The 21082-nt window shown below is 50.8% G+C and carries 17 protein-coding genes; 7 read left to right on the top strand and 10 right to left on the bottom strand.

What is annotated here, in order from left to right; translation table 11 throughout:
* Nucleotides 1–51 precede the first annotated feature (51 nt).
* Nucleotides 52–513, bottom strand: coding sequence for a cupin domain-containing protein (locus ACJJI7_RS16225; protein ID WP_282950794.1), 462 nt, complete (start codon nucleotides 511–513; stop codon nucleotides 52–54).
* A gap of 358 nt (nucleotides 514–871) precedes the next feature.
* On the opposite strand from ACJJI7_RS16225, the gene ACJJI7_RS16220 reads away from it, so the two are divergent.
* The 3 genes from ACJJI7_RS16220 to ACJJI7_RS16210 all read left to right on the top strand — a co-directional run bounded on the left by ACJJI7_RS16220 (nucleotide 872) and on the right by ACJJI7_RS16210 (nucleotide 6333).
* Nucleotides 872–2443, top strand: a complete 1572-nt coding sequence (locus ACJJI7_RS16220) for an MFS transporter (RefSeq protein WP_444901733.1) — start codon at nucleotides 872–874, stop codon at nucleotides 2441–2443.
* A 101-nt stretch (nucleotides 2444–2544) separates the two neighbouring features.
* Nucleotides 2545–5109 carry an ATP-dependent helicase HrpB gene (gene hrpB, locus ACJJI7_RS16215; RefSeq protein ID WP_444901734.1) on the top strand — a complete coding sequence of 855 codons (2565 nt, stop codon included), beginning with the start codon at nucleotides 2545–2547 and terminating at the stop codon, nucleotides 5107–5109.
* Nucleotides 5110–5322: 213 nt separating this feature from the next.
* Nucleotides 5323–6333 carry an endo alpha-1,4 polygalactosaminidase gene (locus tag ACJJI7_RS16210; protein ID WP_444901735.1) on the top strand — a complete coding sequence of 337 codons (1011 nt, stop codon included), beginning with the start codon at nucleotides 5323–5325 and terminating at the stop codon, nucleotides 6331–6333.
* Between the two features lie 78 nt (nucleotides 6334–6411).
* On the opposite strand, the gene ACJJI7_RS16205 is transcribed toward ACJJI7_RS16210, so the two are convergent.
* From ACJJI7_RS16205 to ACJJI7_RS16165, 9 genes are all read right to left on the bottom strand, one after another.
* Nucleotides 6412–6846, bottom strand: coding sequence for a nuclear transport factor 2 family protein (locus tag ACJJI7_RS16205; RefSeq protein ID WP_444901736.1), 435 nt, complete (start codon nucleotides 6844–6846; stop codon nucleotides 6412–6414).
* The gene (locus ACJJI7_RS16200) at nucleotides 6830–7705 is read right to left on the bottom strand and encodes a patatin-like phospholipase family protein (protein ID WP_020415137.1); all 876 of its coding nucleotides are present in this window, start codon (nucleotides 7703–7705) and stop codon (nucleotides 6830–6832) included. Before ACJJI7_RS16200 ends, ACJJI7_RS16205 begins: the two co-directional genes overlap by 17 nt.
* Before the next feature lie 225 nt (nucleotides 7706–7930).
* Nucleotides 7931–8803 carry a patatin-like phospholipase family protein gene (locus ACJJI7_RS16195; protein WP_444901737.1) on the bottom strand — a complete coding sequence of 291 codons (873 nt, stop codon included), beginning with the start codon at nucleotides 8801–8803 and terminating at the stop codon, nucleotides 7931–7933.
* 2 nt (nucleotides 8804–8805) lie between these two features.
* On the bottom strand, nucleotides 8806–9681 hold the full coding sequence (locus ACJJI7_RS16190; RefSeq protein ID WP_353375240.1) for a patatin-like phospholipase family protein: 876 nt from the start codon (nucleotides 9679–9681) through the stop codon (nucleotides 8806–8808).
* Between the two features lie 119 nt (nucleotides 9682–9800).
* Nucleotides 9801–10676 carry a patatin-like phospholipase family protein gene (locus tag ACJJI7_RS16185; protein WP_020415134.1) on the bottom strand — a complete coding sequence of 292 codons (876 nt, stop codon included), beginning with the start codon at nucleotides 10674–10676 and terminating at the stop codon, nucleotides 9801–9803.
* Nucleotides 10669–11553: a patatin-like phospholipase family protein gene (locus ACJJI7_RS16180; RefSeq protein ID WP_353375239.1), complete on the bottom strand. Its 885-nt coding sequence runs from the start codon at nucleotides 11551–11553 to the stop codon at nucleotides 10669–10671. Before ACJJI7_RS16180 ends, ACJJI7_RS16185 begins: the two co-directional genes overlap by 8 nt.
* Nucleotides 11554–11583: 30 nt before the next feature.
* The gene (locus ACJJI7_RS16175) at nucleotides 11584–12441 is read right to left on the bottom strand and encodes a patatin-like phospholipase family protein (protein ID WP_020415132.1); all 858 of its coding nucleotides are present in this window, start codon (nucleotides 12439–12441) and stop codon (nucleotides 11584–11586) included.
* Between the two features lie 230 nt (nucleotides 12442–12671).
* Nucleotides 12672–13262: a Fe-S biogenesis protein NfuA gene (gene nfuA, locus ACJJI7_RS16170; RefSeq protein ID WP_020415131.1), complete on the bottom strand. Its 591-nt coding sequence runs from the start codon at nucleotides 13260–13262 to the stop codon at nucleotides 12672–12674.
* 118 nt (nucleotides 13263–13380) lie between these two features.
* Entirely contained in the window at nucleotides 13381–14061 is a 681-nt protein-coding gene (locus tag ACJJI7_RS16165; RefSeq protein WP_444901738.1) for a type 1 glutamine amidotransferase domain-containing protein, read from the bottom strand.
* 393 nt (nucleotides 14062–14454) lie between these two features.
* Here ACJJI7_RS16165 and metH point away from each other — a divergent pair, with 393 nt between their 5' ends.
* The 4 genes from metH (at nucleotide 14455) to ACJJI7_RS16145 (ending at nucleotide 21080) form a co-directional block, all read left to right on the top strand.
* Nucleotides 14455–18150, top strand: a complete 3696-nt coding sequence (metH, locus tag ACJJI7_RS16160; protein ID WP_444901739.1) for a methionine synthase — start codon at nucleotides 14455–14457, stop codon at nucleotides 18148–18150.
* Between the two features lie 4 nt (nucleotides 18151–18154).
* Entirely contained in the window at nucleotides 18155–18376 is a 222-nt protein-coding gene (locus ACJJI7_RS16155) for a DUF2970 domain-containing protein (protein ID WP_020415128.1), read from the top strand.
* 510 nt (nucleotides 18377–18886) lie between these two features.
* Entirely contained in the window at nucleotides 18887–20548 is a 1662-nt protein-coding gene (locus ACJJI7_RS16150) for a nitrite/sulfite reductase (RefSeq protein WP_282950806.1), read from the top strand.
* A complete protein-coding gene (locus ACJJI7_RS16145) occupies nucleotides 20532–21080 on the top strand; it encodes a DUF934 domain-containing protein (RefSeq protein WP_282950807.1) in 549 nt (182 codons plus the stop codon). The genes ACJJI7_RS16150 and ACJJI7_RS16145 overlap by 17 nt, the downstream gene beginning before the upstream one ends.
* The last annotated feature ends 2 nt before the right edge of the window (nucleotides 21081–21082 follow it).

Genomic DNA, 21082 nt, shown 5'->3' with positions numbered 1-21082 from the left:
TGTAAACATTTTATGAAATTCGAGATTTACAGACCAACCAAATAATTCATATTAACCAATTGCCGAGTTCCCATTAGCACTGATTAACACAAACGCAATACGGCAAGGCTCAGTCCCTCGATTAATCCAATTATGGATGGTCGCGCGCTGTATCAGTATATCTCCAGCAACCAGATGAACTTCTCTATCCTCTCCCAGAGCCATGTCAATCTCCCCAGAGAGGACTACGGCATAGTCAATACTATCTGTACGATGAATACGAGGCGTTACACCTGGGCCAAATTCAACCACTTTGAAGATGGAGCCACCCGCAATAGTAGTACCAGCCCTACGAGCCCCTTTATCGCTATTTGTCGAGTCAATCTCAACGGGCAGATCGGCTGTTGTCCAGAACTGTTGCTGCTCCATATGAGGACGCCAACTGGCAGTATGTTCACCCCTATCATCCAGAACCACGACAGGCTTGCCGGCACTATCGTGTCCTGTCACTACGCGTCGTATATTTAGCCCCATATCCTTTTCCATTAAGAGTCCTGACCCAACTTAATGATAGGGGCTATTTTCCCCTATATGCCACACTCTCAAGTTGGCAAGAGGAAAAATAGACTAGCGTATATACCATTGATAACTGTCACGTATCACTATAGATAACTTAAGCACTAGCTGATAACTTTGCACTACAGCAATGCTATATTTTGACTCTCTATACCTAAATCTTGTGTATCTCCACCTTTAGACAATAGATTAAATCACTAACTTATATAGAAGGCATAATAGTATCTAGACCTTTATTGAACTACTTATCTTACTTCTTCTATTCAGCGAAGACCTTCCCAAAAAAACTTTCAATAAATATGGTTGATCGGACAACATGAGCAACGAAAAGGAACATCCCTCAAAAAACGCTCCATATCCACATCGATGGTGGGTGCTCGGAGGCCTCGGTCTGGCTCTAATGATCGTTAATATCGATGTCACCGTGATCAACCTCGCCATCCCTACAATAGGGCGTAATTTCTCTGCAAAAATATATCAACTGCAATGGATCAATAATATCTATCTAATAGCCATGGGGGGATTAATTATCACCACCGGAAAATTTGGAGATCGATTTGGGCATAAAATTACGCTCATGCTTGGCATAACCATTTTCCTCGTCGGATCATTGATTGCAAGTTCAGCCCCAAACCTAGGAACCATAATAATAGGAAGATTCATACAGGGATCAGGCATGGCGGCCTCCTTCGGCATGATCTTTGTTCTAGCTGAAAGCCATTTCCCCAAATCTGAACGGGGTTTAGTCGTAGGACTACTGGTAATATTCACCGCTGCCGCTCAATCAATAGGCCCTATTTTAGGTGGATTTATTGTTACCCATCTGGGTTGGCGATGGGCTTTCTTAATAAACATTCCTGTTTGCTTATTGTGCCTTATCATCATTCATTTATTTGCAATAAGAGACACTCAAAATAAGGAGGTCAATGTCCACTATCAGTCGGGGTTTCTAATTCTGATTGCGTATCTTTTGATATTATTTTCACTCAATATCGTGCCTCACACAGGAATCAGAAGTCTTCAATTTATTCTACCCATCGTAACATCTATAGGAATTCTAACTTCTGTACTTCTTTGGCAGCGAACTATTCCTCAACCATTGATCAACTTAGAACTGCTACACAACAAGCTATTCCTGGGGTTACTTATAACTCGAGCATGCTTCCAAATGATATTTGGATCTTTCTTGTTTATTTTACCTTTATACCTGGAAAACATACTTGGGTACGACGCCGCCAAAGTAGGGCTTATTATTTTGACAATGACAATTTTCTTATGCTTCTCTTCAATCTTAACAGGGATATTTAACAATAGATTCAACCCTATCCCCCCTATTGTTATCGCACAATTTACCTGCTTAACTGGTGTCCTATCACTAACTTTGATGCCCGACAAACTATCCTGGTATTACTTAATACTCGGAATGGTTTTTATGGGAATTACTACCGGAATAATGTATTCTTCAACTAACCTTGCAGCGGTTCAATGCGCACCAAAAAAAGAGAAGGGTGCGGCCTACGGATTGTTCATCTCTAATACATACCTTTGGTATGCTGCAGGAATAGCATTTACAGGAGCAATACTAAGCGCTGCAAGTGTTAGAACTTTCTCGAAAATCTCAAAAGAAGCTCTCTCCAACGAGCACAAAGTAAGCACTCTGGAAATACTTCCTTTTATAACGGGTGCACAACCTCTGAAAAAAATAACAAAGCTCTTTCCTGATCCTTCGGTACACTCTCAAGTGTTGGAATGGGGTCAAACATCTTTTCATTCCGGGTTTCACGCGGTAATGATTGCTTTTCTTTGCCTATCCTTTATCGGAATCCTTGCAAGCTTACTTTTTAAAAATACAACCCAATTTCTGTATAAAGATGAACCCTATTTGTAGCCTTCAGCAGCAATTAACACTCTATCGTAGAAAACTAGCCCTTTGCACAAGCGAAGAAACCCCATACCTTCTTAATCCTGAATCCACTATAATTCTCTGCTATGCCAGAGTTACCTATACATTCCGTCCTACCAGAGTTACTTGAAGCACTGGAAACACACAGCAATGTGGTGCTGCAAGCGCCACCAGGTGCAGGTAAAACTACCGTTGTCCCTTTGGCTCTACTGGATAGTGTCTGGCTGAGGGGTAAGAACATCATCATGTTGGAGCCCCGCAGACTTGCTGCACGCACAGCAGCTGCCCGAATGGCTTCCCAGCTTGGTGAAAAGGCCGGTGAAACAGTGGGATACCAGGTACGGGGGGAGCGCAGAACCAGCGGGCGAACCCGTATTCTGGTGGTTACCGAAGGCATTCTTACCCGTCTTCTGCAATCTGATCCTGAGCTAAGCAAAACTGCCTTGGTGATCTTTGATGAGTTTCACGAGCGAAGCTTACAAGCGGATCTGTCACTGGCACTGTGCCTGCAATCCCAGGAGTATCTGCGGGAAGACCTTAAGTTGCTCGTAATGTCCGCAACCTTAGAGACCGATGCTGTCGCTGAAATTCTGGGTCAGGCACCAGTGGTGGCCAGTGAGGGAAGAAGCTACCCCGTCAGTGTTGAATACCTCGATAGGCGTGAAGAACTGGAAGATGAACGTCAACTTCCCCAGCTGATGACCCGCAAAATTCTGGAATGCATCAGTAATGATACTGGCAGCCTGCTAGCGTTCCTGCCCGGTGTGGGGGAAATACGACAGATCGAAGCAACGCTGGGAGAGCGCTTCGCTGAGGAACCCCACAAGTTCAGCGATATCATAATAGTTCCGCTATATGGTGACCTGACCAGGGAGCAACAAGATCAAGCCATTGCACCAGCAAAACCCGGCATGCGTAAAATTGTATTGGCCACTAATGTTGCCGAGACAAGCCTGACAATCGAGGGGGTTCATAGAGTGGTGGATTCGGGATTAATGCGTGAATCGCGCTTTGACCCCAACACCGGGATGAATCGCTTGATCACCAGCCGTATATCTCAGGCATCGGCTATTCAACGTAGTGGTCGTGCCGGCCGCCTCAGTGCAGGTCACTGCCTGCGCTTATGGAGCAAAGAGCGTCAGAACGCCCTGAGTACGAAGAATACTCCAGAGATACTTCGCAGTGATTTGGCTCCAGTTGCTTTGGAGCTGGCCCAGTGGGGAGTTACTGATGCTGAAGAGCTCCTATGGCTGGACCCCCCTCCTCCTGGACCTATGGCACAGGCTCAAGAGTTACTCCAGCAGTTGGGAGCACTCGACAGTAAACTGCGCATTACTCGCCACGGCAGCACCCTGCTATCCCTCGGCTGCCATCCCCGTCTTGCCCATATGATGATCCACAGTTTTAAATGGGGTTTGCAACAGCAGGCCTGCCTGATGGCAGCTCTTCTATCCGAACGGGATATCTTCCGCGGTGAGGCCCGCTGGGACAGGGATATAAGCAAGCGCATTGAGGTCCTACAGGAACGGTCCAAAGGTCGAGAAGTGGATCAAGGGGCTATCCAGAGAATTCGGCAGCAGTCACGGGCCTGGCGCACTCAGCTGGATAAACTCACGTCCAACCAGCCGGTGAGCACACTATCAATTGATAGTGTCGACCATGCCGGCGTCCTCTTGGGGCTCTCCTATCCAGATAGAATCGCCATAAGCCGCCGAGATGGCAGTAGGCGCTTCCTGCTCGCCAATGGCAGGGGGGCGCATTTCACTCATGATGATGCACTGGCCCTTTGCGATTATCTTGTAATTGCGGAACTCGATGGGAAAGGACGTGATGCCCGAATCCAGTTGGCCGCACCTATTTCGGAAACCTCTCTTAGAGGTTGCTTTGACGATCTGATAAAACAGCAGACAAGTGTTGACTGGAATGAGTCTTCCGGACGTGCGGAGGCAGTGACTCGTATCACTTTAGGAAGCTTGGTACTAAAGCAACAAGCGGCCAGGGATGTTCCCGAAGGCTTGCTGAGTTGCGCTCTTCTGGGTGCCATTAGAAAGAAAGGCTTGGCACTACTTCCTTGGGGCAAAGATGCTTCTCAATTACGCAGTCGGGTGGAGTTTCTACGCCAGTGTGAGCTGGGGCCAGATCTTCTGAGCGACACTCCCCTACCCGACTGGAGCGATGCAGCGCTTTTAGCTCACCTTGAAGACTGGTTACTACCCCATCTCCAGGGCTTTAATAAGTTAGAGCAACTCAAACAACTGAACCTGTTCACCATTTTACTCGGTCAACTAACCTGGCCACACCAAAAGCGGCTGGAAGAATTGGCACCCAGCCATTTCACGGTGCCCAGCGGGTCGCGCATTCAAATCAACTATGAAGGATCACCCCCGGTATTGGCTGTGCGCTTGCAGGAATTATTTGGCATGGCACAAACGCCTGCTATTTTGGACGGCCGATTCCCCTTGATGATCCACCTGCTGTCACCGGCAAAACGTCCGGTCCAAATAACCCGCGATCTCGCCAACTTCTGGGCCAACACCTATCAAGAGGTAAAGAAAGAGTTACGTATCAAGTACCAAAAGCACTATTGGCCAGACGATCCCCTCACAGCAATAGCAACTAGCAAAACCAAGAAAAGAATGGATGCGCAGTGAGCCATTAAGCCAATATTCAGGCTTGATCAGCTAGGATTTTAGATCCAGCACTTCCACACAGCAGCAGAGTCGCCCATTGTGAATCTGTGCCTGCATGTGATTGGTCATTGGAAAATGTTAAACTCAATGGAACTTAGTCTTCATTTCCCTGCCAATAGGTAAAAATTAGCAAGACAACCTTACCTCACTAATAAACGTCTTCGGAGATGAATTTTGCACCGGACGCTTCCCTTCCTTCTTAGCCCATTTCTTCTTCTCGGTTGTAGCTTTGACGACCTTCCCGACTTCGTAATCCCTGTCTACGTGGATTACGATCAAGAGATGCGATATCTGGTAGAAGATATTAGTGACTATGCCAAGGGTATTAACCGGGACGACTTTATTATTGTCCCGCAAAATGGTATTGAACTGATCACCACCAATACCAAGACCAATGGCCCAGTAGATAACGCCTATGTAAACTCTACCGATGGCATCGCCCAGGAAGCGGTCTTCTTTGGGCAAAATGGTGATGTAGACCAACCCACCAGCAGCACCGAAAGCACTCGCTTGCAGGACTATCTCAACTTAGCCAAGGATAAAGGCCGCGAAATCCTTGTGACCGATTTCGCCTATACCGAGCGCAATATTGACGAATCCAATCAAGAGAATGAAGAAGCCGGCTACGTCTCCTTCGTCGCTGACGATACGGACCTGGACGATATTCCGCCCTACCCTGAAGAGCCCTTCAATGTAAACAGTAACAACATTGATGAGCTGGAGAATGTCAAAAATTTCCTTAATATCACCAATCCACGGATCTCTTCCACACGCCAGGAATTCGTCGACAAGTTATCCGAAACCGATTACGACCTGCTAGTTATCGACTTTTTCTTTAATGGCGAAGAATACACTGAAGAGCAAATTGAGCAGCTCAAGGTTAAAAATAATGGGGGGCGCAGGCTGCTAATTGCCTATATAAATATTGGTGAAGCCCAGGATAACCGTTATTACTGGGACCCCTCATGGCCCACCAACCCACCCAGCTGGCTACTGGAAGAAGTACCAGGGGAATCAGGAAACTATTATGTAGAGTACTGGAAGGAGGGCTGGCAGAATATCATTTACGGTAACAATGACTCCTACATTTACAAAATTGTGGATGCAGGTTTCGACGGCGCCTATATGGATGGTATCGACGTATATGATTATTTCGACTCCCTGGATACCGAGGAAGGAAATTAAATCATCGCTCACTCCTGGCAAGCAACTAGGCGCAGAGCCCAGATTGATTGCCAGATGCTTGTGCCATAAGGACGAGTATTAAGCCAGCTGGCTATCTTTGTACTGTGTCACATATTGGGAAAGGCGCCCTGACATCTCCTCCGCCAGCTTTTGCAGGGCGTTGAGTGGGCGAATCATCACCTCAAACTCTACAATCTTACCGCTCTCATCAAAGCGAATGATATCCAAGCCTTTGAGGCTTTTTTCACCAATAGAAGCCTTGAATTCCAGGGCCAGGTCACGGCCGGACTCAGTGGTAAAGCTGCGGTCGTATTCAAAGCTCTCAAACACTTGCATCACAGTATTGAGAATAAGGCAAACCGCCGCTGAGCTGTGGTAGGGCTTGAAGAAAGCCGGAGAGCGAAAAATCGCATCATCTGCAACAATAGTAGGGAGCCTGGTGAAGTCTCGCACTTCTACCATCTCATGCCACAAGGCGATTGACTCCGTTATCGAATTATTGGAATTGTTCATCAACTATCTCCCGTTCAAGCTTGTGCTTGTGTAAAAAATCCCGGCCATCGGCAAAGCCGAGCTCGTAAGTCTTTTGCGCCAGCTCGGGATTCGTGTAATCCCAAACTCTGATAAAAGGTGGTTGTGAGGGCTGCACGTAGGTCCACAGTTGATCTCCCTGTCGCCGGGTAAATCTGTCCGGGTAACGGGAATAACGGCGACTCAGCAGAATCAATACTCGACCCTCTTCCTGATCCAGTCCCGCTACCGGTATATTGTCTACCACTCCGCCATCAAGCACCGTCGCACCGCGCAAGCGCATTTGTGGAGTAAAAGGCGGTGTACAAGAGGAACAAAGGATCAACTCCGCCAGCTCTTCCACACTTGTGCAGTCCTGCGCCTTATAAAATCCCTGCTTAAACCCAAGCCCCAGAGCAACCTTAGGGTGCAAGCTCCGCAACAAGTGCTTGTCGGCATAGTAAGCCAGGGCTCCAACACCCAATGCCATTCCCCCTGAGAGCAACCGTGGCGGATGAGTTACTGCAATACGTAGCTCCGCCGCAGTTTTAAGTGTGCTCATGCCCTCGCGGAATAGCTCCCACATGGCATTGCGATAGATTCCATACTGGGGAAATACTGATTCCTTTTTAAATAAGTTGCCCCAATAAGCATTCTTATCATTGGCAGCAAATGCCGACCAGAAGTGCTCCCGGGCTTCTTCTGTGCGCCCCATCAAGATTAGGCTCGCCATAAGGCCTCCGGCGGACACCGCAGTCACAGTCTTCGGGACAAGACCTATTTCACCGGCAACTGACTCCCAGAAACCAATCTGCCATGTACAGCGCCCGCCACCGCCAGCAAAAACCACCTGATCAAACATAAATCCTTTACCTTCTGCAATGGGCTTTTGATCAGCTCCAAGCCCATATTCCTTTTAGCCTGCCTGCAATAATCGAGTAACTACAGCAGGCAACCGCCACACATACCCATATGCAACTAATTGCATAAGCTAATAGAATCAGCAGCTTAGCGCAACCAATGGGCCTGCCCAATACGCTCAATCATGCTGGGCATTAATGACAATGGTATTCCTGTGGCAAGTCCATTAATTGCCAAATCCAAATCGCCCCCCCTTGGCCACTATTTCGGCAAGAAATGCCCTGCCATCGACCCGGCCAATCTCAAATGTTTCTGTCAATGCCTCAGGGTTGGTGAAATCCCAGGACTTAATGGGAAGCCGGCGAGAGGGCTGCACATAAACCCATGTTTGCCCTTGGACACGCCGGCTGAACCAGTGGGGCAAACGGGGGTAGCGGCGGGTCGGTAGTATCAGCACCAACCCTTTATAAGCTTCCAAGCCATCAATTGGAGCATTGTCCACCACGCCCCCGTCCAGCACTTGCGCACCATCCATCCGTAGCCTTGGGGTAATCGGCGGGGTACACGAGGAACTGAGAATGAGGTGTTCAAGTTCTGCCTCATTCGCACAGTCCCTCACCCGGTAGAACACCTGTCGAAAGCCAAGCCTGGATGGCAGCTTGGGGTGCAAGCTGCGCAGCAGGTATTTGTTGATGTAGTAGAGGGTGCCGCCCGCCGCCAGGGCACAGACTGGGGGCATCCAGCGAGGCCGTAACGTCACTGCCACCCTTAAGTCGGTAGCAGCGCATAACTTGTCGAAACCTCCGTCAAATAGCTCGCGGACACCACGCCGGTATATCTCATAATGGGGAAAAACTGGTGGCTTACGCAGCAGGTTACTCCAGTACACATTCCTCTGATTCTGTTGGGTTACAGATAGGAAGTAATCTTCCGCTTCCTGACCACGCCCCATTAATACCAAGCTAGCCATAAGTGCGCCGGCAGATACTGCACTGACTACTTGTGGCGCCAGGTTAATCTCATCTTCGATAGCCTGCCAAAAACCAACCTGCCAACAGCAGCGTCCGCCACCCCCACCAAAGACTACCTGGTTGAACACGCTTACAAAGCCTGCACTCTCGTTTCAGGGGCAATCGATTTGAGCTGAGTCAGCAACGCCCTACCATCGGCGCGTCCAATATTCAGAGTCGCGGTAACGGCCTCAGGGTTGGTGAAGTCCCAGACCTTGATCGGTAAAACCCTGGAAGGTTGCACATAGGTCCACAGCTGCACACCCTGGCGCTGGGTAAAGCTGTCTGGATAACCTGGAAATCTATTTGTCAGGAGTATCAGAACCCTGCCCTGCCCGGCATCCAATCCGGCAACTGGCACATTGTCCACTACGCCACCATCCAGTATTTCAGCCCCATTCAACTGCAGACGCGGCGTAAACGGAGGGGTACAGGATGAGCTGAGAATCAAGTGCTCAAACTCATCCATATCAGAGCAATCCTGGGCGCGATAAAACGTCTGCCTAAATCCCAGGCGCGTGGCGGAAGTGGAATGCAGGCTGCGCGGGAAACCTTTATCTGTGTAATAAATTACGGCGCCAAAGGTCAGTGCCAATGGACCAACCATCCACGCCGGTGGGCGGGTAACTGCGAGACGCAATTCCGCTACCGTTCTCAAGTCTTCCAGGCCATTATCAAACAGCTCTCGAATCCCATTGCGACAGATAGCGTATTGGGGAAATACCGCTTCATCACGAAATAAATTTTTCCAGTAAGCGTTTTTACGATTAACACTGAATACAGAGCGAACGTATTGCACCGCATCCTGCCCACGGTTGATCAGTAGCAGCCCGGCAACAAGTCCCCCTGCTGATACTGCACTCACCACTCTCGGTGATAACTGGACTTCATCAACGATCGACTCCCAAAAGCCAATCTGCCAGATGCAACGACCACCGCCACCGGCAAAAACCACTTGATCAAACATGGAGTACGTCCTTTAAACTTTACGGCTCTTCCTAAGCCTCTAAATCACTACTTTTCCAAACCAAGTACTGACAATTCCCCTTTTCAATACTTATCTGCCAAATGCGATCCGCAGTCACATTAATCCCAACCCCAAAGGATTTTTATTTCTTCGCTGGATAGGTATTTCAGGAAAGCCTGTCCGTCAGCACGACCGATCTCCAGAGTTTTTCGAGTAGCCTCCGGATCACTAAATTCCCAAACGCTGATCGGTAGCGCCTGGGATGGCTGAACGTAAGTCCATAGCTGACCTCCCTTACGCACGCTGTGAAATGTTGGGAAGTTAGCAAAATGCCCGGCATCGAGAATCAGGACACGGCCTCTTACAGCATCAAGGCCCGCAACCGGTGCATTGCCCACAACCCCACCATCAAGGGCTTCTTCACCATTGAAATAGAGCCTGGGAGATAAGGGTGGGTTGCAGCAGGAGCTCAAAATTAAGTGCTCTAATTCGGCCACATTGGAGCAGTCCCGCGCCCCATAAAACATTTGGCGAAAACCAAACCGGAAAGCCATTGTTGGGTGAAGTCTTTGTGCAAATTGCTTCTCTAGGTGATCAAGCGCAATTCCTGTCGCTAAAGCCAGGGGAGACGGTAACCATGAAGGTGGGTGAATTACGCTCACTCGCAAGTCAGCAGCAGCACATAAACGCTCGAACCCCCCAGAAAACAGATGGTTCACTCCTTTTTTGTAAATGGAGAAATGAGGAAATACCGGCTCGTCAGAAATAAGGTTATTCCAGTGAATATTGCTCTGATTGTTCCTGCACACCGAATGGAAATAATCTGCCGCCTCCTCACACCTTTCCATCAACAGGAAACTGGCCACCATGGCTCCACCTGACGCAGCACAGATCACTTTAGGTGCCAACTCAATCTCCTGCGTAATAGCCATCAAGAAACCCAGCTGCCAGGTACAACGACCGCCACCTCCACCAAGGACCATCTGTTCAAACATTACTTTTCCCCACGTCAGTGTAAAAACAGCGATCTGCCAGTACATTGCGTAAAAAAAGTCGGCCGTCATGGCGGCCCATTTCACAGGTACTTCTCAGCCCCTCCGGATTTGTAAAGTCCCAAACACTGATCGGCGGAGACTTCGATGGCTGTATATAGGTCCAGAGTTGCTCCCCCCTACGCTCGATGAACCAATCAGGACAACCTGGGTAACGGCGTGTCAGCAGGATTAGCACCCTGCCTTTGCCGGGATCTATTCCCCCAACCGGGACATTGTCTACCACCCCACCATCCAGTGCCTCCAGACCATGGAATCGTAATCGAGGAGTAAAAGGTGGCGTACAAGATGAGCTCAATATCAAATGCTCAAAGTCGGCTACATCAGCACAATCCTGGACACGATAAAAATCCTGGTGATACCCCAGGCGTCGCGCTGCGGAGGGATGAAGCCCGTGCAGCAGATATTTATTTGAGTAGTAAATAGCCCCTCCCATAGCCAATGACAGGGAAACCGGAAGCCAGCTCGGCGGCCGGGAGATGGCAACCCTCAACTCAGCCGCAGATCTCAGGCGAGGAAAACGTTCTGAGAAAAGTGCCCTGATACCGTTCCTGTAAATATCATAGTGGGGAAACACCGGCTCCTTGCGAAACAGGTTACGCCAATAGATATTCCTTTGATTGGCCTTAAACACAGAGGCAAAATAGTCCACAGCTGCCGGGGCTTTGCCAATCATAATCAGGCCTGCAATCAATGCGCCTGCGGACACGCCACTCACCACACGGGGGCGCAATTGAATTTTTTCAGCAACGGTCTCCCAAAACCCTATCTGCCAGGTACAGCGCCCGCCGCCACCAGCAAAGACCACCTGATCAAACATTCCGCGCAACTCCACTTTCGCGGCTAATCGTCAACAGTGCTCTCCTGCCAGTAGCATCGCCAGGAATGCTTGGCCGTCTGCGCGCCCAGCGTGAAAAACCCGGTTCAAAGCCTCGGGATTTGCAAAATCCCATACCCGGATCGACAGAGGCTGCTTGGGCTGCACATAAGTCCACAACTGTTCACCCCTATGGCAGGTAAAACACCAAGGGTACTGAGGATAATTTCTGGTCAGCAAAATCAGGACCCTACCCGGGGTCGGGTCCAAGCCCCCAACCGGCACACTATCCACCACACCACCATCAAGAATTTCCGCGCCCCTAAATTGCTGCCTTGGTGTCAAAGGGGGCGTACAGGAAGAGGTTAAAATTAGCCGTTCCAGTTCCAACTCATCAGTGCATTTGTGCACGGAAATAAAGGACTGCCGATAGCCAATCCGCCGGGCACCATCCGGATGTAAGCTGCGTGAGATATAGGTATCGGAATAGTCGATTCCAATCCCCAGAAGCAGTGCTAAAGGCCCCTTGAGCCACTCTGGTGAATAAGCGACCGCGACACGCAAGTCTGCAGTCGCACGCAGTTTTTTAAGGCCGCCGGCAAATAGTTTGCGCATGGCTCGACGGTAAATATCGTGATGAGGGAAGACCGGCTCACTCTTAAACAGGTTTTGCCAGTGGATGTTCTTACTATTGCTACGAAACTCCGAGGCAAAGTGATCTACCGCTGCCAGGGATTTCCCCATAAGGATCAGGCTCGATACCAAAGCCCCGGCGGAAACAGCACTAACCACCTTCGGGGTCAGCTGTATCTCACTGGCCACTGCATCCCAGAATCCAATTTGCCAGGTACAACGAACACCGCCACCGGCAAACACTACCTGGTCAAACATAAATTTTCTTCCCCGCCAGTCCAGTGTATCTGCAAGGAAAACGCCACTTCATCAACAGAAAAGCGTTGTCAATAAATCAAATATAAACAGGGGGAAGCAATGCGGCACCCTGCCGTTCGCCGCATCAAACATGAGAATGGGAGTTAAAAATGCACAATAAAAAAAGCGACCTTATAGGCCGCTTTTTAACTCAGACGATCATGCCATTCGGGCTAACCCGGCATTTGCGATCAATAGTAAGCCTGGGATTTATCGGTATGGTCAGTAATATCTTTCACGCCAGCAAGCTCTGGGATCTTTTCCTTCAGTGTTTTCTCAACGCCCTCTTTCAAGGTCATATCCACCATGCCACACCCCTGACAGCCTCCACCAAACTTGAGCACAGCAAACTTGTCTTCGGTAACCTCCACAAGACTCACCTGGCCACCATGAGCAGCAAGTCCGGGATTCACTTCGTTATAGAGTACGTAATTGATCCGGTCTTCGATGGGGCTGTCATCGGTAATCTTGGGCATGCGCGAGTTGGGCGCACGAATAGTAAGCTGGCCGCCCATTTTGTCTGATGAATAATCCACTCGAGCCTCATCCAGGTAAGGCACACTCCGCCCTTCGAAGTATGCCTTGAGACCATTCATCTCAATCATCACATCATCTGCCTCTTCCTCACCAGGGCGGCAGTATGCGATGCAGGTTTCGGCACTGGGTGTGCCGGGGTTAGAGACAAACATGCGAATGGCAATTCCCTCGCAGTCCTGCTTGGCCAGCAGTTCCTTCAGGTATTCCTGCGCAGATTCGGTAATGGTGACATTCAATTCTGACATAAGCCTTCTCAAATAACCGAGCTACTTTGTCGGGTATTTTACTCTCAGAAGCGCTCAAGTGAAACCGGTGTATTGGCCGGGAGGTGACGAGCGTCCCTCGACGCCTCCCAAAGCCAGCCTAAACCAGGATCAGTCCCATTAGAGTCTGGGCAGTTTCCTCTGATGAGGCAGGATTCTGACCAGTCACCAACTTGCCATCCTGCACCACATAGGGCGCCCAATCGTCTTTCTTGGAGTAGTGTCCCCCTTTATCTTTGAGCATATCCTCCACCAAGAAGGGCACCACATCCACCAACTGAACTGCAGCCTCCTCGGTGTTGGTAAAGCCTGTGACACTCTTACCGGAGACCAGCGGTTTGCCATCCTGGCGCAAGGTGTGACGGAAAACACCGGGAGCATGGCAGACTGCGGCTATTGGCTTATTCGCAGCAAAGAAGTCCTCAATAAGGGAGATAGACTCCTGATCCTCCGCGAGATCCCAGAGTGGGCCATGACCTCCAGGATAAAAAACTGCATCGAAATCTGGCTCTTTTACATCAGCTAGTTTCACAGTGTTAGCCAGCACTTGCCGGGCTGCCGGATCCTGGTGAAAGCGTTCAGTTGCCGCTGTCTGGAAATCCGGTTCATCGCTTTTAGGGTCCAGTGGCGGCTGACCGCCCTTTGGAGACGCCAAGGTCACCTCAGCTCCCGCATCCTTAAAGATGTAATAAGGTGCGGCAAACTCCTCCAACCAAAAACCGGTCTTCTTACCGGTATTGCCCAGTTGGTCGTGCGAAGTCAGTACCATCAGTATTTTCATCAGTAGCCTCCAGCAAAATGAAACGTTAATTGGCGGATATCACTCGATTATGAGTAACAAAGAATGAAAAACTGTGGGAAGTCTAGAGCACCAATTAGTCACACTGTGAAATTCCCTGCCCCTTAGCCCCGTTTAGATTCTCTACCTGAAACTGCTGAATCAATGCTATTGAAAAGAGCAGGTCCTAACAGTGTATAAGGCGCAACAAAACTGCCGCCTGCTTTTTTGTACCCATGAATAGCGCAACCATAAACATAAATTGCTGTTATTTAGCAAAAAAATACCGGTTATTGTGGGGATACCCTATTGATACACTAAGTCGCCCCCTTTTTGGTGGAAGTACTGTGCTAAGATTGATGGCTCTCACGCCATCGACAACATAAGGATTGGTATATGTCCGAGCAGTCCCGTGATCAACGTCTAGAGCAACTAAATGGCACGCTCGCACAGCGCATCCTGATTTTGGATGGCGCCATGGGGACGATGATCCAAAGGGAAAAGCTGGAAGAAGCCGATTACCGAGGTGAGCGTTTCGCCGACTTCCCCCGCGACCTAAAGGGCAATAATGACCTATTGAGCCTGACCCGCCCGGAGCTGATTGAAAAGATCCACCGGGAGTACCTGGAAGCCGGCGCAGACATTATCGAAACCAATACTTTTAACGCGACCCAGCTGTCCCAGTCAGATTACGATATGGAACACTTGGTGGTGGAGATCAACCGAGCTTCCGCAGAGATTGCGCGCCGCGCAGCGGATGCACTTTCCACCCCAGAACGCCCGCGCTGGGTAGCCGGCGTAATCGGCCCCACTTCCCGTACCGCCAGTATTTCACCAGACGTCAATGATCCCGGCGCACGCAATGTCACTTTTAATCAGCTGGTAGAAAATTATGTAGAAGCGGGCCGCGCCTTGATTGATGGTGGCAGTGACCTGATCTTAATTGAAACCATTTTTGACACCCTCAATGCCAAGGCAGCCATCTATGCGATGCAGCAGCTCTTTGAGGAGCTGGGTTTCGAATTGCCGATTATGATTTCCGGCACCATTACCGATGCCTCCGGCCGCACCCTTTCCGGCCAGACTACCGAAGCTTTTTACTATTCCGTTGCCCACGCAAAACCGATTTCTGTGGGGCTTAACTGCGCCCTGGGCGCCACCGAATTGCGCCCTTATGTGGAAGCCTTGTCAGGCGCCTGTGCCTCTTATGTCTCCGCCCACCCCAACGCGGGACTGCCCAATGAATTTGGCGAATACGACGAAACCCCGGAGCAGACCGCCGCAATCGTAGCGGAATTTGCCCGCAGTGGATTTATCAATATCCTCGGCGGCTGCTGCGGTACCACTCCAGATCATATCCGCGCAATTGCCGAAGCGGTGGCCGATTTGGCCCCACGACAATTGCCAAAAATTAAACCCGCACTGCGTCTATCAGGCCTGGAGCCATTTGTCGCCGATGAAAATGCCCTATTCGTCAATGTGGGCGAGCGTTGTAACGTCACGGGCTCCGCCCGATTTAAGCGCCTGATCCTGGAAGAGGATTACGACACCGCCTTGCAAGTGGCTGCTGCACAGGTGGAAGACGGTGCACAGGTGATCGACTTCAATATGGATGAGGCGATGCTCGACGCATTTGCCGCTATGCGCCGGTTCCTCAATCTTGCCGCTACCGAGCCGGATATTGCCAGGGTGCCATTTATGGTGGATTCCTCCAAATGGGAGGTGATCGAGGCCGGACTGCAGTGTATTCAGGGCAAGCCCATAGTGAACTCCATCAGCCTCAAGGAAGGCAAAGAGGAGTTTATCGAAAAGTCCCGGCTGTGCCTGCGCTATGGTGCGGCTGTGGTGGTGATGGCTTTTGATGAAGATGGCCAGGCGGACACCTTCGAGCGAAAAATTGAAATCTGTAAGCGCAGCTACGATGTATTGGTGGATGAAGTCGGCTTCGATCCCACCGATATTATTTTCGACCCGAATATTTTCGCCGTCGCCACCGGTATTGAGGAACACAACAATTACGCGGTGGACTTTATCGAAGCCTGCCGCTGGATTCGCGCAAACCTGCCCGGTGCCCAGATCAGCGGCGGCGTATCCAATGTTTCCTTCTCCTTCCGGGGCAACAACCCGGTACGTGAGGCCATCCATTCCGTATTCCTGTTTCACGCCATTAAAGCCGGCCTGAATATGGGTATCGTTAACGCCGGCCAGCTGGCGGTTTATGACGAATTGCCAGAGGAACTGCGAGACAAAGTCGAGGACGTAATCCTTAACCGCAGCCCGGATGCTACTGAGGCCCTGCTGGAAATCGCTCCCAAGTACCAAGGCGATGGTGGAGGAGCTGCGCGCAAAGAGGACCTGAGCTGGCGCCAACTGCCCGTGAACGAACGCTTGGCACACTCCCTGGTAAAAGGCATAAACAACTACATCGAGGAAGATACCGAAGAGGCCCGTGCCAACTCCTCACGCCCGCTGGATGTGATTGAAGGCCCGCTGATGGATGGCATGAATATCGTCGGCGACCTGTTTGGTGAAGGGAAGATGTTCTTGCCCCAGGTTGTGAAATCCGCCCGGGTAATGAAACAGGCGGTAGCCTACCTACAACCGTATATTGAAGCGGAAAAAACCGAGGACAGTCGCTCCAACGGCCGCATCCTGATGGCTACTGTTAAAGGGGATGTGCACGATATCGGCAAGAATATCGTGGGAGTCGTGCTGGCCTGTAACAATTACGAAGTAATCGATTTAGGCGTTATGGTCCCTGCGGAAACCATCCTTCAAACTGCGCGGGACAAAGAATGTGACATTATTGGCCTGTCTGGCCTAATCACCCCCTCCCTGGATGAAATGGTTCACGTAGCTGCCGAGATGGAGCGCCAGGAGTTTGATATTCCCCTGCTTATCGGTGGAGCCACCACCTCCAAAGCCCATACCGCCGTGAAAATTGACCCCCAGTTTCATCGCAACCAAGTGGTGTATGTGGCGGATGCATCCCGCGCCGTAGGTGTGGCCAGCAGTCTGATTTCCGATGAGCTGCGCCCGGCTTTCGTGGAAAAGGTCCAGGCCGAATATGAGAAAGTGCGCACCCGCACCGCCAACCGAAAGCGCAATGACACCCGCCTGACCTACGAGGAGGCGCGTGACACCGCACCGGAGTTCGACTGGAAAAACTACCAGCCGGCACGCCCCAACAAGCTGGGCCTCACCGTGATCGACAATTTCCCCTTGGAGAAATTGCTCGATACTATGGACTGGACCCCCTTCTTTATCTCCTGGGATTTGGCAGGTAAATTCCCAGCGATCCTTGAAGACGAAATCGTAGGAGAAGCAGCTACCGATCTCTACAACAATGCTCAACGCATGTTAAAAGAGATTATCGATAAGAAACTATTGCGTGCACGTGCCGTATTCGGCCTCTGGCCCGCCAATAGCGTCGGCGACGATATCATCGTCTACAAGGACGAAAGCCGCAGCGAGGAACTGGCCCGCCTTCACCATATGCGCCAACAGGTACAGAAACGCGGCGGCGATGGTCTGTGCCGCTCTCTGGCGGACTTCGTTGCGCCGCTGGAATCCGGCCAAATAGATTATGTGGGCGGCTTTGCAGTAACCACCGGTATCGGCGCAGATGAGCTGGCGGAGGGTTACGAAGCCAAACATGATGATTACAACGCCATTATGGTAAAAGCCCTGGCAGACCGTATGGCGGAATCCTTTGCCGAGACATTACACCGCCTGGTCCGTAAAGAATATTGGGGCTATGCGGCAGATGAAACGCTCAGCAACGAGGAGCTGATCAAGGAGGCTTACCAAGGTATCCGCCCTGCCCCGGGCTATCCGGCCTGCCCAGATCATTCGGAAAAAGCCACTCTATTCAAATTACTGCAGGCGGAGCAAAATGCAGGCGTCAGTCTTACTGAACACTTTGCCATGATGCCTGCAGCCGCAGTGAGTGGCTGGTACTTTGCCCACCCCCAGGCAAAATACTTCAATGTCGGCAAAATTGGCAGGGACCAGCTGCAAAGTCTTGCCAAACGAAAAGGTGTCAGCGAACTGGAACTGGAGCGCTGGCTACGTCCCAATCTGGAGGAGTGAGCCTATGCAAGAAAATAATAAAGAAAAGGCAGGTAAACCCGGTTTTGGCCAGATAGTGCTCAGCACTCTGGCCGCGGCAATCGGCGTTCAGAGTAACAAGAATCGACAGCGTGATTTTCAAAGCGGTAGCATGGTGAACTATGTTATCGCCGGTATTCTCTTCACCACATTTTTTGTACTGGCATTGGCACTCATTGTGAAAACTGTTCTGGGCAATATGGGCTAAGAGCGTAGTCAGAAATCAAGCGACTACGACTAAAGAAACCGATAGGACTAGTCCGCTGCCTTTGCTAACATCCTAAAAAAATGAAGGTAGGAGGCCCGGTAATGCCTAGCTCCGGGCCATTGGGTTACTAGCGGGTAGCAACCCAGAAAACACAGGTGGCAACAAAAATAGCGACTAGAGCCACGGCGGCTATAGCGTCTACAAAATTGTCTTCTTCCGGGGTAACAACTACTTCTTCATTCATCGAATCACTCCGATTGCTCATTATTGTTATGCAAAGTAGATGAGCCGCATGGAACGGCCAGTCAAGTAGAGCAAATCTCCGTTTATCGCGCAAGACAGCATATGCGAGCAATTCCTTTTCCGTTATAACCGTTAGTTACAGATATAGCGGAAAATATTGTTATTTATTGCATAAGAGCGCTGGTATGTTATGCGCCAGTGGAGATTTATCCGGGGCTCGCCCCTTTCTCCACCATCAGCGCACAAAGGCAATGGAATCAAGCTGTTATGTATCGATACGACGACCGGGATCGCGCCATCATCAACGATCGCGTGGCCCAGTTCCGCGGCCAGACGGAACGTTATCTCGCTGGCGAGTTAAGCGAGGAACAATTCCTGCCGCTGCGCCTGCAAAATGGCCTCTATATTCAGCGACTGGCCCCCATGTTACGCATTGCCGTACCTTATGGCCTGCTCAATAGTACCCAGTTGCGCCGCCTCGCTCGTGTGAGCCGCGATTACGACAAGGGTTATGCCCACTTCACTACGCGCCAGAACCTGCAGTACAACTGGCCGCAGCTGGAAGATATACCCTCTATTCTGGCCGAATTGGCCGAAGTGGAAATGCACGCTGTACAAACCAGCGGCAACTGTATTCGCAATACGACTTCAGACCCCTACGCCGGCATTGCCCTCGACGAAATCGCCGACCCACGCCCCTACTGCGAACTTATCCGTCAGTGGTCCACCTTCCATCCTGAGTTCGCCTTCCTGCCGCGCAAGTTCAAGATTGCCGTGAGTGGTTCAGAACAGGATCGCGCCGCCATCCGCGTACACGATATCGGCGTACAAATCATCAAGCGCGGCGAGGAAATCGGGTTTCAGGTGCTGGTTGGTGGCGGCCAGGGCCGCACACCGGTTATTGCCGAAACCATTCGTGACTTCCTACCTGAAAAGGACCTGCTGTCCTACCTGGAAGCCATTGTACGCGTATACAATCAGCTGGGCCGCCGCGATAACAAATACAAAGCGCGCATTAAAATCCTGGTAAAAGCCCTTGGCCCAGAGGAATTTGGCCGCCGGGTAGAAGAGGAATGGCAGCATATTAAAGATGGTGCAGAGAAGCTGACCCAGGAAGCTTTGCAGTGGGCCAAGTCCTTTTTCACATCACCTGAATACAAAGAGTTTGACAGCGCCAGTACGCAGGACGCGCTACAGCAACAAGCGGATGGCAATAAAGCTTTTGCCCGCTGGCTGGAACGCAATACCTACCCGCATCGGGTACCTGGTTACCGCGCTATCAAGCTATCCACCAAGCCCACCGGCGTACCCCCTGGTGATGTAACCGACAGCCAACTGGACGCCATTGCAGAGCTCGCCGACAACTTCAGCTTTGGTGAGGCCCGTGTCACCCACGACCAGAATGTAGTACTCGCCGATGTGGAGCAAGGCAAGCTGTATGATTTATGGCAGCAGGCGCGTAAGTATGGCTTCGCCACCCCAAATATCGGCACCCTGACCGATATGATTTGCTGCCCCGGTGGTGACTACTGCTCCCTTGCCAACGCCAAATCCATCCCCGTAGCCGAAGCAATCCAACGCCGCTTCGACGATATGGATTACCTATATGACCTGGGCGACCTGAACCTGAATATCTCCGGCTGTATGAATGCCTGTGGCCACCACCATGTGGGGCATATAGGAATTCTTGGCGTCGATAAAAAGGGCGAGGAATTCTATCAAATCCAGCTTGGAGGTAGCGCCTCCAACGAGGCAAGCCTGGCCAAAGTACTGGGCCCGAGCTTTTCCCGCGCAGAAGTCCCTGAAGTGATTGGTAAAATTCTCGACTTTTATGTTGAGCAGCGCCAAGCCGAAGAACCCTTTATCGATACCTATAACCGCATCGGCCTGCAGCCCTTCAAGGAGAGAGTCTATGCCAAAGCCAGCTAAACTGGGCCCGCAGCCGGGCAATCCCGCCGAGCTGATCCTCAATGGCGAGGTTAGCCCCAATGAGTGGCAGCTGATACCCCAAGTTGAAGCTGGCGAAGATTTTGATCTGTCTGCTTTACCCGATGGCAAGGTAATCCTGCCCTTGCGCCAGTGGAAAGATAATCAAGAAGCTCTCGCGGCTCGCCATGATGAAATCGGCGTCTGGCTTGATAGCGAGGAAGGCGCGGAGCTGATTGGTGATGAGGCTGTAGAACTTCCACTGATCGCTATAAATTTTCCTGCTTTCGCCGATGGCCGTGGCTTCACAGCCGGCCGCCTACTGCGCGAGCGGTTTGGCTTTAAAGGCGAATTGCGGGCTGTGGGTGGTTTTATGCGGGATCAGCTTACCTACCTTCAACGCTGTGGCTTTAACGCTTATGCTTTTGAGGGTGAACAGCCCCTTGTCAGCTTAAAAGACTCCCTAAGTGATTTCGGTGACAGCTACCAAACAGGAACAGACCAACCCCTGCCAATGTTCCGTAGGCGCTTCTGAGG

The sequence above is a fragment of the Microbulbifer variabilis genome, from assembly GCF_056232115.1.
This window is presented reverse-complemented; position numbering and strand designations above follow the sequence as displayed.